This window comes from Roseburia hominis A2-183 (assembly GCF_000225345.1).
In the GTDB taxonomy this organism is placed as follows: Bacteria; Bacillota; Clostridia; order Lachnospirales; family Lachnospiraceae; genus Roseburia; species Roseburia hominis.
The window spans coordinates 1,875,114-1,889,462 of the sequence record NC_015977.1; the positions used below are offsets into that span (position 1 = coordinate 1,875,114).

The 14,349-nt window shown below is 50.7% G+C and carries 16 protein-coding genes and 1 tRNA gene; 5 read left to right on the forward strand and 12 right to left on the reverse strand.

Annotated features, from left to right (window positions below):
* Nucleotides 1–3: 3 nt before the first annotated feature.
* From RHOM_RS08400 to RHOM_RS08415, 4 genes are all read right to left on the reverse strand, one after another.
* The gene (locus RHOM_RS08400) at nucleotides 4–660 is read right to left on the reverse strand and encodes an epoxyqueuosine reductase QueH (protein ID WP_014079871.1); all 657 of its coding nucleotides are present in this window, start codon (nucleotides 658–660) and stop codon (nucleotides 4–6) included.
* Nucleotides 657–1,847 (reverse strand): glycosyltransferase, encoded by a 1,191-nt coding sequence (locus RHOM_RS08405; protein WP_014079872.1) that lies wholly within the window; start codon nucleotides 1,845–1,847, stop codon nucleotides 657–659. The genes RHOM_RS08400 and RHOM_RS08405 overlap by 4 nt, the downstream gene beginning before the upstream one ends.
* On the reverse strand, nucleotides 1,844–2,368 hold the full coding sequence (locus RHOM_RS08410; RefSeq protein ID WP_044024935.1) for an HD domain-containing protein: 525 nt from the start codon (nucleotides 2,366–2,368) through the stop codon (nucleotides 1,844–1,846). The genes RHOM_RS08405 and RHOM_RS08410 overlap by 4 nt, the downstream gene beginning before the upstream one ends.
* Before the next feature lie 61 nt (nucleotides 2,369–2,429).
* On the reverse strand, nucleotides 2,430–2,735 hold the full coding sequence (locus RHOM_RS08415; RefSeq protein ID WP_014079874.1) for a hypothetical protein: 306 nt from the start codon (nucleotides 2,733–2,735) through the stop codon (nucleotides 2,430–2,432).
* Between the two features lie 185 nt (nucleotides 2,736–2,920).
* Here RHOM_RS08415 and RHOM_RS08420 point away from each other — a divergent pair, with 185 nt between their 5' ends.
* Nucleotides 2,921–4,096, forward strand: a complete 1,176-nt coding sequence (locus RHOM_RS08420) for a GDSL-type esterase/lipase family protein (protein ID WP_014079875.1) — start codon at nucleotides 2,921–2,923, stop codon at nucleotides 4,094–4,096.
* Here the strand turns inward: RHOM_RS08420 and udk are convergent, their stop codons facing one another.
* The 7 genes from udk to RHOM_RS08455 all read right to left on the reverse strand — a co-directional run bounded on the left by udk (nucleotide 4,097) and on the right by RHOM_RS08455 (nucleotide 10,579).
* Complete coding sequence (gene udk, locus RHOM_RS08425; protein ID WP_014079876.1) at nucleotides 4,097–4,717, reverse strand: uridine kinase; 621 nt, start codon at nucleotides 4,715–4,717, stop codon at nucleotides 4,097–4,099.
* A 17-nt stretch (nucleotides 4,718–4,734) separates the two neighbouring features.
* On the reverse strand, nucleotides 4,735–5,379 hold the full coding sequence (gene deoC / locus RHOM_RS08430) for a deoxyribose-phosphate aldolase (RefSeq protein WP_014079877.1): 645 nt from the start codon (nucleotides 5,377–5,379) through the stop codon (nucleotides 4,735–4,737).
* Between the two features lie 76 nt (nucleotides 5,380–5,455).
* Complete coding sequence (locus tag RHOM_RS08435) at nucleotides 5,456–6,394, reverse strand: ABC transporter permease (protein ID WP_014079878.1); 939 nt, start codon at nucleotides 6,392–6,394, stop codon at nucleotides 5,456–5,458.
* A complete protein-coding gene (locus tag RHOM_RS08440; RefSeq protein ID WP_014079879.1) occupies nucleotides 6,394–7,488 on the reverse strand; it encodes an ABC transporter permease in 1,095 nt (364 codons plus the stop codon). The genes RHOM_RS08435 and RHOM_RS08440 overlap by 1 nt, the downstream gene beginning before the upstream one ends.
* A gap of 39 nt (nucleotides 7,489–7,527) precedes the next feature.
* On the reverse strand, nucleotides 7,528–9,075 hold the full coding sequence (locus tag RHOM_RS08445; protein WP_014079880.1) for an ABC transporter ATP-binding protein: 1,548 nt from the start codon (nucleotides 9,073–9,075) through the stop codon (nucleotides 7,528–7,530).
* A gap of 127 nt (nucleotides 9,076–9,202) precedes the next feature.
* Nucleotides 9,203–10,387 carry a BMP family lipoprotein gene (locus tag RHOM_RS08450; protein ID WP_014079881.1) on the reverse strand — a complete coding sequence of 395 codons (1,185 nt, stop codon included), beginning with the start codon at nucleotides 10,385–10,387 and terminating at the stop codon, nucleotides 9,203–9,205.
* A gap of 119 nt (nucleotides 10,388–10,506) precedes the next feature.
* Nucleotides 10,507–10,579 (reverse strand) — tRNA-Thr (locus RHOM_RS08455).
* A gap of 182 nt (nucleotides 10,580–10,761) precedes the next feature.
* On the opposite strand from RHOM_RS08455, the gene RHOM_RS08460 reads away from it, so the two are divergent.
* Both RHOM_RS08460 and RHOM_RS08465 read left to right on the forward strand, forming a co-directional pair.
* Nucleotides 10,762–11,835 (forward strand): ABC transporter ATP-binding protein, encoded by a 1,074-nt coding sequence (locus RHOM_RS08460; RefSeq protein WP_014079882.1) that lies wholly within the window; start codon nucleotides 10,762–10,764, stop codon nucleotides 11,833–11,835.
* Nucleotides 11,828–12,652 (forward strand): ABC transporter permease, encoded by an 825-nt coding sequence (locus RHOM_RS08465; protein WP_014079883.1) that lies wholly within the window; start codon nucleotides 11,828–11,830, stop codon nucleotides 12,650–12,652. Before RHOM_RS08460 ends, RHOM_RS08465 begins: the two co-directional genes overlap by 8 nt.
* 19 nt (nucleotides 12,653–12,671) lie before the next feature.
* Here RHOM_RS08465 and RHOM_RS18185 read toward each other — a convergent pair whose 3' ends face one another.
* Nucleotides 12,672–12,908: a hypothetical protein gene (locus RHOM_RS18185; RefSeq protein ID WP_330364730.1), complete on the reverse strand. Its 237-nt coding sequence runs from the start codon at nucleotides 12,906–12,908 to the stop codon at nucleotides 12,672–12,674.
* Between the two features lie 41 nt (nucleotides 12,909–12,949).
* Between RHOM_RS18185 and RHOM_RS18190 the strand changes: the two genes are divergently transcribed.
* A complete protein-coding gene (locus RHOM_RS18190; RefSeq protein ID WP_330364732.1) occupies nucleotides 12,950–13,228 on the forward strand; it encodes an ABC transporter permease in 279 nt (92 codons plus the stop codon).
* An 18-nt stretch (nucleotides 13,229–13,246) separates the two neighbouring features.
* Nucleotides 13,247–14,320: an ABC transporter substrate-binding protein gene (locus RHOM_RS08475; protein ID WP_014079884.1), complete on the forward strand. Its 1,074-nt coding sequence runs from the start codon at nucleotides 13,247–13,249 to the stop codon at nucleotides 14,318–14,320.
* Nucleotides 14,321–14,349 lie beyond the last annotated feature (29 nt).

Sequence of the window (14,349 nt, forward strand, 5' to 3'; positions counted from 1 at the left end):
GCATCAAATTCCCTGTGCCGCCGCTTTTGCAGCAATCTGGGCATCGCGCTCCCGCTTGGAAAAAACGCACCCGCAATAATACTGCCGGTACATTCCGTATTGTTCGGAAAGCTCTACCGAGCGCTTGTAGCCATTTTTCTTTTTGAAGTCAGAATTCAAATATGCCACGCCGTATTCCTCCGCCAGCGCATCCCCGATCTCATTTAATTTTTCCGCATTCTTGAGCGGACTGATGGACAGCGTCGTGGTAAAGTAATCCATGCCAAGGCTTTTTGCGGTCTCCGCCGCCTCTCTCAAGCGCAGCTCATAGCACCGGAAGCAGCGTTCGCCGCCCTCCTTTTCCTCCTCCATTCCGCGCGCCATCTCATAAAAACGCTCCTTATCATAGGCGCCCTCCCGGAATGCGATCGGATATTTTGCCGGAAGCTCCCGAATCAGCCGCTGCTGCTCCTGCACCCGCATATGATACTCTTCTTCCGGATAAATATTGGGGTTGTAATAATCCACGGTGATATGAAAATACTGCGACAGATACTCGAGGCAGTACGAGCTGCACGGCGCGCAGCAGCTGTGCAGCAGCAGCGTTGGCACACGGTTCTGCTCCTTTAATCCAGCGATCGTCGCCTCCAGCATTTTCTGATAATTCTTCTGTGCTCTCATGCTTCCACCTCCTCTGCAAATGCGAGGATCTGCTCCGCACGGCGCTTCCATGTATATTCCCGCTCAAAGGTCTCATAGGCAGAAGCCGCAATCTTCTCACGAAGTCTTACATCCGTAAGTGTTCTCTCCGCCTGCTCACACAGCGTGTCCGGTTTTTCCAGCGAATAAAAAAGCAGCTCCTTCCCGTCTGTAAACGTTCTTCTTAAATACGGATTTTCATCGGTTAACACCACCGCATGATTCGCCATTCCGGCAGGAACCCGGTCGTGCATTCCCCGGTTAAAAATCGGTGAGACATTTAAAAGCACATGGGCTTTGGCAATCCGCTCAAAGGAGAGCGCAAACGGCACCGCCGGCTCGCGCCGCAGGCTGTGCTCGTCCCCGCAGGAATATTTTTCCCAGCCTTCCCCGAATACGGTAACCGGCAGTTTCTCCGCGAGCAGCGCGTCCAACACCGCCTTGCGGAAATAATCACGCACATAGGCATCCACCGCATACATGCTGTTCATAAACAGCGCAAACTGTCCGGCAGGAAGTTCCAGTTTCTCCTCCTTAAGCTGCTGTGAAAATGCTTCCTCCATCGGCAGTGTGGGATCGGCAAGCCTCCGCTCAATCAGATCTTTCATCATGCTCCCAAGCGGCTCGGGAGCATTCTCTACAATCTGATAAACCGCGTCCGGTCTGTCATACGTTCCCGGAAATAAAATCCGGCACTCCGGCTCTTTTGTGCCCTCGTAGACTGCTCTTGTCGCCCCGAGCGGCAGCATGTGAACGCTCGCCACCTTTTCATAATATTTTTCTACGTACTTCTGCTGTGCCTCGTCGAGGACAATCGCATGCAGGTTTTTCACACCGCTTGAAAGTCCCTGATAGTGAAACAGCGGGTGATCTAAAATATAGTCAAAAAACGGTCCCGCTAGGCGGTCCACATAGGGAGTGCCGTCGTCTAACACCATCCGCGGCAGAAGGGAATTAAAATCCAGAATCAGGCGGTACGGCTGTCCGATATAGCGCGCAAGCTTCGCATCCAGATCATCCTCCTTTGAGAGTTCGCACACCGTCACCTCATATCCCAGTTCCTCAAACGCCGCGCCGATCTGATTTGCGAAAAAGTTGCTGGACAGATAGCAGATTTCCCTGGAACTGAATACCAGAATTTTTCCCTTCTGCTTCCTTTCCTGCATCATGACACACCTCCAAGTGCAAACATGCTCCGGCAGATCCATTTTCCGGTCTCCGTCGCAAAAATCCTCTGATATGCCGTCTCTACAGCCGCTTTATCCGGCACAAACCCGCCGTCTCCGTCCGTTCTGCCGTCCTCATACAAATTCACCAGAAAATCCGCCTCCACCAGAATCTGATAGTCTCTGCCCTCTATGCCCGTGTAGGTGTGGTGATGTCCGATCAGATAGCAGACGCGCTCAATCACATTCTCCGCAAAGCCCAGCCGCATCAGCATCCCGCGTGCCACCGCAGGGCCTTCCTGCTCCTGCAGCTTTCCCTCACTGCTTCCATACTTCTCCTCCGCCGGCTTGATGCCGATATCGTGCGTGTATGCAGCTGCTTCCAGAATATAGAGTTCCTCCGGCGAAAGCTGTTCGCGCTCCCCGATCAGCTTTGCATAGCTGTGTACCTTTGTAAAATGCTGGATCCGTTTCGGGTCTCCGCTGTAATATGCGATCATTTCCAAAAAAAGTTTCTCTAACATCTTTTCTCCTTTGACAGAAAGAAGACCTTTACCAAGCATCCGCTTCATAAAGGTCTTATCATTACGCTCTTGCTTCCCGCAGTGTCAGTATCGCAAACACATAGATCAAAATACACAACAGGCAGAATACGGCTCTGCCGCAAAGTACCCCGGCAACCAGCTGTACTGCGGCGACCACGGCGTGTACCCACACCGGTACCTCCTGCAGACAGGCAGCAATCGCCACCTCGATCAAAACGATCACACACACCGGCACCACCGGAATCTTCATCGCTAAAACGGCGATCAGAATCGTCGCAAGCGCCGCAACCACCTCTGCAAACAAAATCAGCATCTTCTTATTATCACGATTTGCAATCTCTCCCATACAAATGAACTCCTTTATTGTCTTTCTATTCTGTCTGCAGGTCTTCACCCGCATGCGCTCATTATAGCAAGGATCGAAAAAAAGAACAAGTCCACTGGAAAAATACCTTCACTTCCGCTATAATAACGCAGGAATATACTCTTATATTCCTTACCAGTAAATAATAAAGAAAAGAGAACAAACTTATGAATGATACAAAATGGGTCTCCATGTGGGGCAATGCCATGTCCATCGCAGAACATCATCCGGAAGGCTACGCAAAAGATCTGACGCTGCGCTATCCGGTCTATGCACCTTTTTCCGGAAGCGCACTCCGCTTCACGCTCGACAACTACTGCGGAAAGGAACCTGTCACCATCCACCGGGCAACGGTGGCGGTGTGTGATTCCGATCTCACCGGGAAAGTTCCTCTTTCCTGTCCGCTTGCTGCAGGCACCATCCGCGATATTACCTTTGACGGCAGCCATTCCGTCACACTGGCAGCGGGTGCATCCGCCGCGAGCGATGCACTCTCCTTTCCGGTATCTGCCGGTCAGACGCTCTGCGTCAGCCTGTATTTTGACGGCTACACTGCCATGCAGTCCGCCGTGCTGATCACAGGTCCATTGTCCCGCGGCTATTTTTCCTACGGCGACCAGACGCACAGCGAAGCGCTGCCCCTTGCCACCTCCAAGGCGACAAACTGGTTCTATTTTCTTAGCAACATCGATATTCTGACAAAGGAAGATTGTCATGCCATTATCTGCTACGGAGATTCCATCACCGCACAGGCATGGCCGGACTATCTGACGCTGCGCCTCATCGAAGAAGGGCACAACCATACCTCGGTGATCCGCCGTGCGGCAAGCGGTACGCGTATTCTGCGCCAGTACGACTGTATCACCTACGATTCCTACGGTCTTAAGGGAACCAACCGTTTTGCCCACGAAATTCCAACCGCCGGTGCGGATACCGTCATCATCCAGCAGGGCATCAATGACATCATCCATCCGGTCGGAACCGACGTCAATCCGTTCCGTCCCATGAGTGATCTGCCGACTGCCGCCGAACTGATCGACGGTCTGAAATGGTATATCGAGGAGGCCAGAAAGCTTCACGACAGCGTCTATCTCGGAACCCTTCTGCCGATTTACGGCTGGCGCACCTACGCACCGTTCCGCGAAGAGCTGCGCGGTGCCGTCAATGACTGGATCCGCTCCAACCACGAGAGCGACGGCTGTATCGATTTCGATCAGGCACTTCGTGCCGCCGATGATCCGCGCTCTTTCGCGGAAGGATATGACAGCGGCGATCATCTGCATCCGAGCAATCCTGCATATAAAAAAATGGCAGACACAGTGCCTGCCACTTTATTGCGCTAATTATTTATTCTTTAAATGTTTGCGTACGCGTTCAATCAGCATGTCAAGCGCCACGATATTTTCTCCCCCTTCCGGGATGATAATATCTGCCCGGCGCTTGCTCGGTTCTACAAACTGTTCATGCATCGGCTTTACCGTTGTCAGATACTGGGTAATCACGCTGTCTAACGAACGCCCGCGTTCCTTTACATCACGGATGATCCGCCGCAGAATCCGCACATCCGCATCTGTATCCACAAATACCTTGATATCCATAAGATCACAGAGACTCGGCTCAGCAAAAATGAGAATGCCCTCCAGCACAATCACCGGTGCAGGTTTTACCAGAATGGTCTCCTCGGAACGATTATGTATCGAGTAGTCATAGACTGGCATATAAATCTGCTCTCCCGCTTTCAGCTTACAGATATGTTCACACAACAGTGCTGTATCAAACGCATCCGGATGATCATAGTTTAACTTCGACCGTTCCTCATAACACATGTCGTCATGGCGTTTATAGTAGTTATCATGACGCAGAATACTCACCTCATCATCGCCAAAGCTGTCGATCAGTTTGTCGGCAAGTGTTGTCTTGCCGCTTCCGGTGCCTCCTGCAATTCCAATCAAAATTGTATTCATCCTACCGCTCCTGATTACTATTTCCCAATGATAGCAAGTGTAGCGCTCGTTCCAAGGCGGCTTGCTCCGGCATCGATCATTGCCTGTGCTTCCTCTGCCGTGTGAATTCCGCCGGATGCCTTCACACCCATATCATCGCCCACGGTTTTTCTCATCAGTGCGACATCTTCCGCCTTTGCCCCTCCGGTGGAAAATCCGGTGGAAGTCTTTACGAAATCAGCTCCTGCTTCTTTTGCCAGCTCACATGCCTTCACCTTTTCCTCGTCTGTCAGAAGACAGGTCTCGATGATGACCTTTAAGACAATATCGCTGCCACAGACTTCTTTTAAGGTATGAATATCATTTTTTACATAGTCATACTTCTTGTCTTTCAATGCGCCGACATTGATTACCATATCGATCTCCTGTGCGCCGTCCTCGATGGCAGCCTTCGTCTCGAATGCCTTCACACCGGTGTCGGACATTCCCAGAGGGAAACCTACCACTGTGCACACCTTCACGTCAGAACCTTTTAACTTCTCTGCCACAAAACGGGTGTAATACTGGTTCACGCACACGGATGCGAAATCATTGGCAAGCGCCTCATCACAGATCTTTGCCACCTGTGTCTCCGTCGCCTCTGCCTTTAAAATAGTATGGTCAAAATATTTGCTTGAAATCATGATCTTAGAATCCTTTCTGTTTGTTATCATATGCTCCCGGACGCTTCCGGAAATTCCGGTCTCTTACGCCGTCTTCCTATCTGGCACCCTTATCATACGGAATACCCTCCGCTTTCGGTGCCTGGGAATTCTTGGATGTAAACGCAAGAATAATCATGGATGCGATAAACGGCATCATGCTGTAGATATTCTTGGACAATCCGAGGTTTGCAAGCACGGTGGAATCCGCGATGTTCGCCAGGGAACGGAATACCGCAAAGAACACGGCTGCGCCCGCAATGTTGAACGGCTTCCACTGTCCGAAAATCATAACTGCCAAGGCGAGGAAACCGGCTCCCGCTACGCCGACCTCAAAGTTCCAGGTGGTAACGGATGGAACGATGTAGGCGAAGCCTCCGATTCCGCCGAGTGCACCCGAGATCATGACACCGGTATATCTCCACTGATACACATTGATACCGACCGAATCGGCTGCCTGCGGATGTTCACCGCACGCGCGCAGACGTAAGCCCCATTTGGTCTTGAACAAAAATACATAGCTTACAATCAGAATGATAATTCCGATAATCAGGAAAATGTTGATCGTGAGCGGTCCGATTTTATAGATAAATGCCTTGTTGCTGTAGGAAAGCTTTGCGGAAGCCGCACCGTTTCCCGCTGCCGAGGAGTTGTTGAACGCTTTTACCGCTACGATCGCCACCGCTGTGGCAAGCATATTTAAAGCCGTTCCGCCGATTGTCTGATCCGCCTTTAACGTGATGGCGGAAAATCCGAGCAGAAGGGAATAGAGAATTCCCGCTACCGCACTTGCCAGGATGGACACCGCCACCAGCACGCCGGACGGAAGGGAATCCCCGCAGAGTGCCAGGACGAAAACGCCCGCCAGACCGCCGATTGCCATGATACCTTCAAGTGCAATGTTGATTACACCGCTTCGCTCCGAGAACATACCGCCAAGCGCCACCAGCATCAATACTACCGCATAGAGTAATGTAAACTTAATCAGTAAGAACATTATTTCACATCCTCCTTCTTCGCTTTTTTCCTGCTGAGCTTCGATACGACCACGCTCTTAAAGAGCATAACAAACGCACACAGGTAAATGATGACTGCCACGATCAGATCCGCAATCTCCGGCTGATAATACTTGGTTGGTAGATACGCGCCTCCCACGGAGATATGTGCGACAAAGATTGCTGCAAATACCACGCCGATCGGATTGCTCAGCGCCAAAAGTGCTACCGGGATACCGTTGAAACCGATCGCCGGAAGCGCTGTGGACACCTGCGGATTCCACTCGGATGCACCGGACAGATAGTAAAGTCCCGCACCGATACCTGCAAGTGCGCCGGAGATTGTCATGGAAAGCACAATGTTGCGTTTTTCATTGATGCCCGCATATTTTGCGGCGTCTTTGTTAAAGCCACAGGCTTTTAACTCATAACCGAATGTGGTCTTATTGAGTACCACATACATGATAATTGCGATCGCCATCGCGATAAAAATGGCAATCGTGGTCGAGCTTGTCTTAAAAACAGCGCTCATGCCGCAATCTGGAATCAATGACTGCGGTGCTGCGGAACTCAGCTTGTAAGTACGCGTCGTCTTCTGGTCGTACATTCCGGATACCGTGCTGTACATCAGCTCGTTCACCAGATATAAACCGATCCAGTTAAACATGATGGAGGTGATAACCTCATTGACATTAAAGTACGCCTTGAAAATTCCCGGAACAGCACCCCAGATGGCTCCGCAGACCATTGCTGCCAGAAGACATACATACCACGGCATCTGCAGAATCAGTGCAAAATACAATGCACCGAACACGCCCAAGGTATACTGGCCTGCCGCACCGATGTTGAACAGTCCCGTCTTAAAAGCAAACGCAACGGAAAGACCCGTCATGATCAGCGGTGTCGCCTGCGCAATCTCACTTCCGATTCCCTTTGGTTTGAGGTAAAAGCCACCCTTGATAATTCTTGAAAAACCATCCAATGCATTCTCTGCATTGATACAATAAAGTATGATAAGTCCCACGAGAAGTCCGATCACAATGCAAAGAAGCGATGCAAAGATGGACAATAGGACATCCTTTGTCTTTTCACTCATTGTCATATTTCCTTTCTGTTAATCTGTAAGGCCTCGCCTTTATGCTTTCTTTGCAACCTCATCCCGCTTTGCACCTGCCATGTAAAGTCCAAGTTCCTCCACAGTCACTTTCTTCGGATCCAGTTCTCCTACGATCTCACCCTCGTACATCACCAGGATACGGTCGGACACGTCCATAACTTCATCCAGCTCCAACGAGACTAACAGCACGGCTTTTCCTTTGTCGCGCTGTGCCACAAGCTGCTTATGGATATACTCGATCGCGCCTACGTCAAGACCTCTGGTCGGCTGCACTGCCACAAGAAGCTCCGGGTCTTTGTCAATCTCTCTTGCAATAATCGCCTTCTGCTGGTTACCGCCGGACATACTCCGCACAATGGTCACAGGTCCCTGACCGCTTCGCACATCATACTGCTCGATCAGCTTCTGCGCATATCTGCGCACCTCGCCCGACTTGATAAAGCCCGCGCGTTCAAACTGCGGCTGCCAGTAGCGCTGCAGCACGAGATTCTGCTCCAGCGTGTAGTCCAGTACCAGTCCGTGCTTATGCCGGTCTTCCGGAATATGGCTCATACCATGCTTGGAACGCTCCCGGATCGTGGTGTTTGTGATATCCTGTCCCAGAAATTTCACGCTGCCCCCTCCGATCTTCTCCAGTCCGGTCAGCCCCTGCACCAACTCTGTCTGTCCGTTGCCGTCGATACCCGCAATACATACGATCTCACCACGGCGCACCTGAAACGAGACATCCCGCACGGCATTGTTCTCATGTGATCTGCTTGCCACCGTCAGATGCGATACCTCAAGCACCGTATCCCCCGGCTTTTTCTCGTCCTTGTCAACGGTAAAGCTTACATTTCTGCCCACCATCATCTTGGAAAGTTCTTCCTTCGTCGTATCCGCGATGTCGACCGTTCCGATGTACTTTCCTTTTCTTAAGATCGTACAGCGGTCCGCCACCTCCATGATCTCATTCAGCTTATGCGTGATGAACAGAATGGATTTGCCCTCGTGCGCGAGATTCTTCATAATCTTCATCAGTTCCTCGATCTCCTGCGGCGTCAGCACTGCCGTCGGCTCATCAAAGATCAGCACCTCGTTATCACGGTAGAGCATCTTAAGAATCTCAACACGCTGCTGCATACCTACGGTGATATCCGAAATCAGCGCATCCGGCTCCACCTTAAGCCCGTACCTCTCACTCAGCTCCAGTACCTTTTTTCTGGCACCATCTTTTTCAAGGAACAATCCTTTCGATGGCTCAACACCAAGGATAATATTATCCAGCACGGAGAAACACTCCACCAGCTTGAAATGCTGATGAACCATTCCGATGTTCAGATCATTCGCGTCGTTCGGCGTATTGATCTGTACAACCTGCCCGTTCTTTTTGATCGTACCGGACGTCGGCTGGTACAGACCAAACAGAATACTCATAAGGGTAGACTTCCCTGCACCATTCTCACCAAGCAGTGCATGAATCTCTCCCTTTCTCAACTGCAGGGTAATATTATCGTTGGCTTTGATTCCTGGAAATTCTTTCGTGATGTTCAACATCTCAATAACATATTCGTTTTCCATATACATGTATCCTCTTCGTTCTTTTTTTTCATGCGCCGCATGAGTCATTCCTGCATATCTTATAGTATAACATCTTCTGGATATAAAAAAAAGAGGAAGAGAAACTATTTCTCTTCCCCTTTAAAGAGTCCGCTTACTCTACATAGTCAACGGTCACGTGAGAACCTACCTCCGGCTGATTCTCTGTATCGTTAGAAACAGTGATGCTGCCGTCCTTGAGTCCGTCTAATACTGTATTGTACTCATCTACCGTAAATGTTGTAAAGCCCCAGGAATCTGTATCCGTCGGAAGACCAAGATAATCGCCCTGTGCCAGACCGAGCTGCTCAGACTTGCCACCGATGGAAGCCCAGTTGCCGCCAAAGTATGCATCCAGTGCAGAGTTCACTGCAGAGCCTAAGCCCTTCATAGCAGAGGTAATGCACAGATCACCGATCTTCGGACGCTGGTCAACATCGACACCGATTACCTTGCCGTCGTACTGCTCTGCAGCCTCAACAGCAGATGTGTAGATACCGCCGCCGCATGCGAATACAACCTGTGTGCCATCCTGATACCAGCCCTCCATACGAGCTGTGATCGCATCACTTCCGTAGAACTGACCGCCATAGTAGTATTTCACATCTACATCAACGCCCATCTCTTCTGCTGCATCGTTGATACCCTGAATATAACCGTAACCATAACGGATAACTGCCGGAACTGCGATTCCACCGAGGAATCCAAGGCTTGTGTAACCATCCTTAACTGCCGCATAACCTGCAAGGTAACCTGCCTGCTCCTCCTGGAAAGAACAGATATATACGTTGTCGCTGATTCCGACTGCGTTGCCGGAAAGATCTACGATGTCAGCCTCTGTCACATCAACTGCGATAAAGGAAACATCCGGATAAAGATCCTGCTCCTCAGCGATTGCCGGTCCGAACAGATAACCCGGCATAACGATTACGGTTGCACCGTCTGCAACTGCAAGGTCGATTGCGTTGATTCTCTCCTCGTCTGTGTCCTCAGCCGGCTTATAGTACTGATACTCAATACCGTTCTTATCACCGTAAGCCACACAGGTCTCCCATGTGATCTGGTTGAAAGACTCGTCTGTGATGTCACCGGAATCGGTAATCATTGCGATCTTTCCATCAGCGGATACTGCAGGAGCAGCTGCCTCTGTGCTCTCCTCTGCTGCAGCCTCTGTCGCTGCCGGTGCTGCTGTCTGATTGTTGTCTGCAGTTGTATTCTCCTCGCTGGAAGAACCACAGCCTGCGAACATGGTGGTTGCCATTGCTGCAGTGAGCAGTAAGCTAATCACTTTTTTCTTCATAATATTTTCCTCCTTTTGCACTCAGTCATAACCCGCTCTAATAAACATTGATAAGCATGTGTTATAACTAGCATATAAATAAAAATCTCCCAGCACAATTACTGAGAGTTTTTATTTAAAGCCGATAGTCGGACTCGAACCGACGACCTACGCATTACGAATGCGTTGCTCTACCAACTGAGCCATATCGGCAGGTCATGTTTAACATCACATTGAGTTATTATAACGGAATTTCAAAAAATTGCAACTACTTTTTTTCAATTATTAAAATAAAATCTTTCTTATGCTATGAAAATACTGCAAAATCAGCATATCATCGATCTCCCGCAGACATGCGGGTGCATTCTGCATATATTAAGAAAGGACTCCCCCGAATGAGCAAAAAACTGATCAATCTTATGCACATTGCCAAATCCTACGGTGACAATGTCATTCTGGACGATTTGAACCTCTACATCCGTGAGAATGAATTCATCACACTGCTCGGTCCGTCCGGCTGCGGCAAGACAACAACCCTGCGCATTATCGGCGGATTTGAGACCCCTGACAAAGGCCAGGTTCTGTTTGACGGAAAGGATATTACCGCCCTCCCGCCCAATGAGCGCGATCTCAATACTGTATTCCAGAAATACGCCCTTTTTCCGCATATGTCCATCGCGGAAAATATCGCTTTCGGACTTAAGATCAGAAAAAAAAGCAAGGCATACATCGACGACAAAATCAAATACGCCTTAAAGCTCGTAAACCTGGACGGATTCGAGCACCGCTCCATCGATTCTTTGAGCGGCGGACAGCAGCAGAGAATTGCCATCGCCCGCGCCATCGTCAATGAGCCGAAGGTTCTTCTCCTCGACGAGTCGCTCGGCGCACTGGACTTAAAGTTCCGCCAGGAAATGCAGTATGAGCTGATCCGCCTGAAAAACGAGCTCGGCATCACCTTTGTCTTTGTTACGCACGACCAGGAGGAAGCCCTCACCATGTCCGACACCATCGTCGTCATGAACCAGGGCTACATCCAGCAGATCGGCACACCGGAAATGATCTACAATGAGCCGGTCAACGCGTTCGTAGCCGATTTTATCGGGGACAGCAATATCATCGACGGTATCATGATGAAAGACCGGGTCGTTGAGATTCTCGGCACCAGGATTCCCTGTGTGGATGAAGGATTCGGCACCAACACGCCGGTCGACGTCGTCATCCGTCCGGAGAATGTGGAGATCGTCGCACCCGGGGAAGGCTTTATGGACGGCGATATCACTTCCGTCATCTTCAAGGGCGTCCACTACGAGATCGAGATCATGGCGGGCGGCTTTGAGTGGCTGGTGGACACCACGCAGTTTTACACCGTCGGAACCCATGTCGGGATCCGCGTGATTCCATTCAACATCCAGATTATGAACAAACCGGAATCCGAGGACGAGGAGGCAGCAGGAATCGATGTCTAACTTCAAAAAACAGCTTCTGGCAGGACCTTATCTGATCTGGATGATCGGATTTATTCTTCTGCCGCTTGTATTTATTCTCTATTATGCCATCACTGCGGCGGACGGCAGCTTTACCTTTTCCAATATCGCCGCCATCGCCGATCCGGTGCATGTCAAGTCGATTCTTCTCTCTTTAAAGCTCGGCTTTCTGTGCACGCTGTTCTGCCTTGTTTTGTCCTATCCGCTCTGCATGATTTTAAGCACATTCCGCTTCCGTCACCAGAGCTTTGTCGTCTTTTTGTTCATCCTCCCGATGTGGATGAATTTTATGCTGCGCATTCTCGCGTGGAGACTTCTGCTCTCCAACAACGGTATTGTCAATGCCATTTTAGAAGCCGTCGGCACCGGCCATGTGAAGATGCTCAACACCCCGACCGCCGTTGTGTTCGGCATGGTGTACGATTTTCTTCCTTTTATGATCCTGCCGATCTACAACTCCATGGTGCGGATCAACAAGGACGTCATCGAAGCCGCCAGGGATCTCGGCGCGAACAATCTGACCGTTCTCGTAAAAATCATTTTTCCGCTCACCCTCTCCGGCGTGTTAAGCGGAATCGTCATGGTCTTTGTGCCGGCACTGACCTCGTTCGTCATCTCCGACCTGCTCGGTGGGGGCAAGGTGCTCTTAATCGGAAACGTCATTGAGCAGGAATTTATGCAGGGCACCAACTGGCATCTGGGTTCCGGACTGTCCGTTGTGCTGATGCTGTTTGTCATTGCAAGTATGGCACTTATGAATGTGCTGGATAAAGACGAAGGAGGTACCGCGGTATGGTAAAGAAATGGGGACAGCGCATCTATCTTGCCGTCATCTTTTTATTTTTGTATCTACCGATCCTCGTACTCATCGTGCTCTCTTTTAACAATTCAAAATCACGTGTCGTATGGGGCGGTTTTACACTCAAATGGTACGCTTCCTGTTTTACGGACGAGACCATCATGAATGCGTTTGTGACAACTCTACAGGTCACACTCACCGCAGCCATCGTCTCGACCGTCATCGGAACGCTTGCCGCGATCGGCATCAGTGCCATGAAAAAAAAAGAACCGCACCATCATGCTCGGTGCCACTCCGATGTACGCGTTCTACAAGGTGACCTGGCCGGAGATCAAATCCGGTGTATTTTCCGGATTCCTGATGGCGGTTACCATGTCGCTCGACGATTTTTCCATCGCCTTTTTTACCAAAGGTGCCGGCGTCAACACCCTGTCGACGATGCTCTACACAGAGCTGCGCAAGGGGGTGTGCCCGGAATTGTACGCCCTGTCAACCATTTTGTTTGCATTTCTTCTGCTTCTTGTCATGAACCGCCGTTCGGACAGAATCGCCGGGAATCATGCCGGTATCCATTAAAGGAGGTGCCACTTACTTATGAAACGATTCCATTATGCACTGATTACCGCCGCGTTTGCCGCCCTGCTTCTCTCGGCGTGCGGCAGCGCGGATACCGATACCGCCGGCAGCTCCGGCGACAATTCCCTCGTCGTGTTAAACTACGGCAAATATCTGGATGCCTCCGCCATCAAAATGTTTGAGCAGGAAACCGGCATCAAGATCAAGCTCGAGGAATACGAGAGTCCCGAGGAGATGTACACGAAGTTTTCTGCCGGTTCCATCAGTTACGATGTCGTGTGCACCTCGGATTATATGGTGGAGCGGCTGATCCACGAGGGAAAAGTGGCGCCGATTGATTTTTCCTCCTTCTCCTACTATAAGAATCTTGATCCCGCTATTCTTGCTGCCGCCGAGGTCTTCGACCCGCAGAACCAGTATTCCATGCCGTACTTTTACGGCACGCTGGGAATCCTGTACAACACGACCATGGTGAGCGAGGAGGAGACCGAGAGCTGGAACATCCTGTGGGACGACCGCTACCGCGATACCATCATCATGCAGAACTCCGTCCGGGATTCCTTTGTCCCGGCGCTCCGTCTTCTGGGCCGCGACATCAACACGGAGGACGAGACCGATCTGCGTGACGCGCTCTCGCTTCTGGTGGAGCAGAAACCCCTCGTCTACGCTTATTATGTGGATGAGACCGCAGATGAGATGATCGCGGGGAATGCGGCGTTAGCGCTCGTCTACTCCGGCGAGGCAGCCACCGCCATGGAGTCCAACGCCGATCTCTCCTACACGGTTCCGAAGGAGGGATCCAACCTCTGGATCGATTCCTGGTTCATTCCGGCTGACAGCACACACAAGGAAAACGCCGAAAAGTTTCTGGATTTTCTGTACCGCGAGGACGTCGCCATGCTCAATTTTGACTGCGTCTGCTACGCCACGCCAAATCAGGCCGTCGTCGATGCGCTTGACGAGGACACCCGCAATGATACCACGATCTTTCCTCCTGACGATGTCTTTGCGAACTGCACGGTCTACAAACAGCTCGGCAGCGATACCCCAGAGCTTTACAGCTATCTCTGGAAAACATTAAAGTCCGAATAGCATCCGACATTTTTAGTAATATTGTCCAA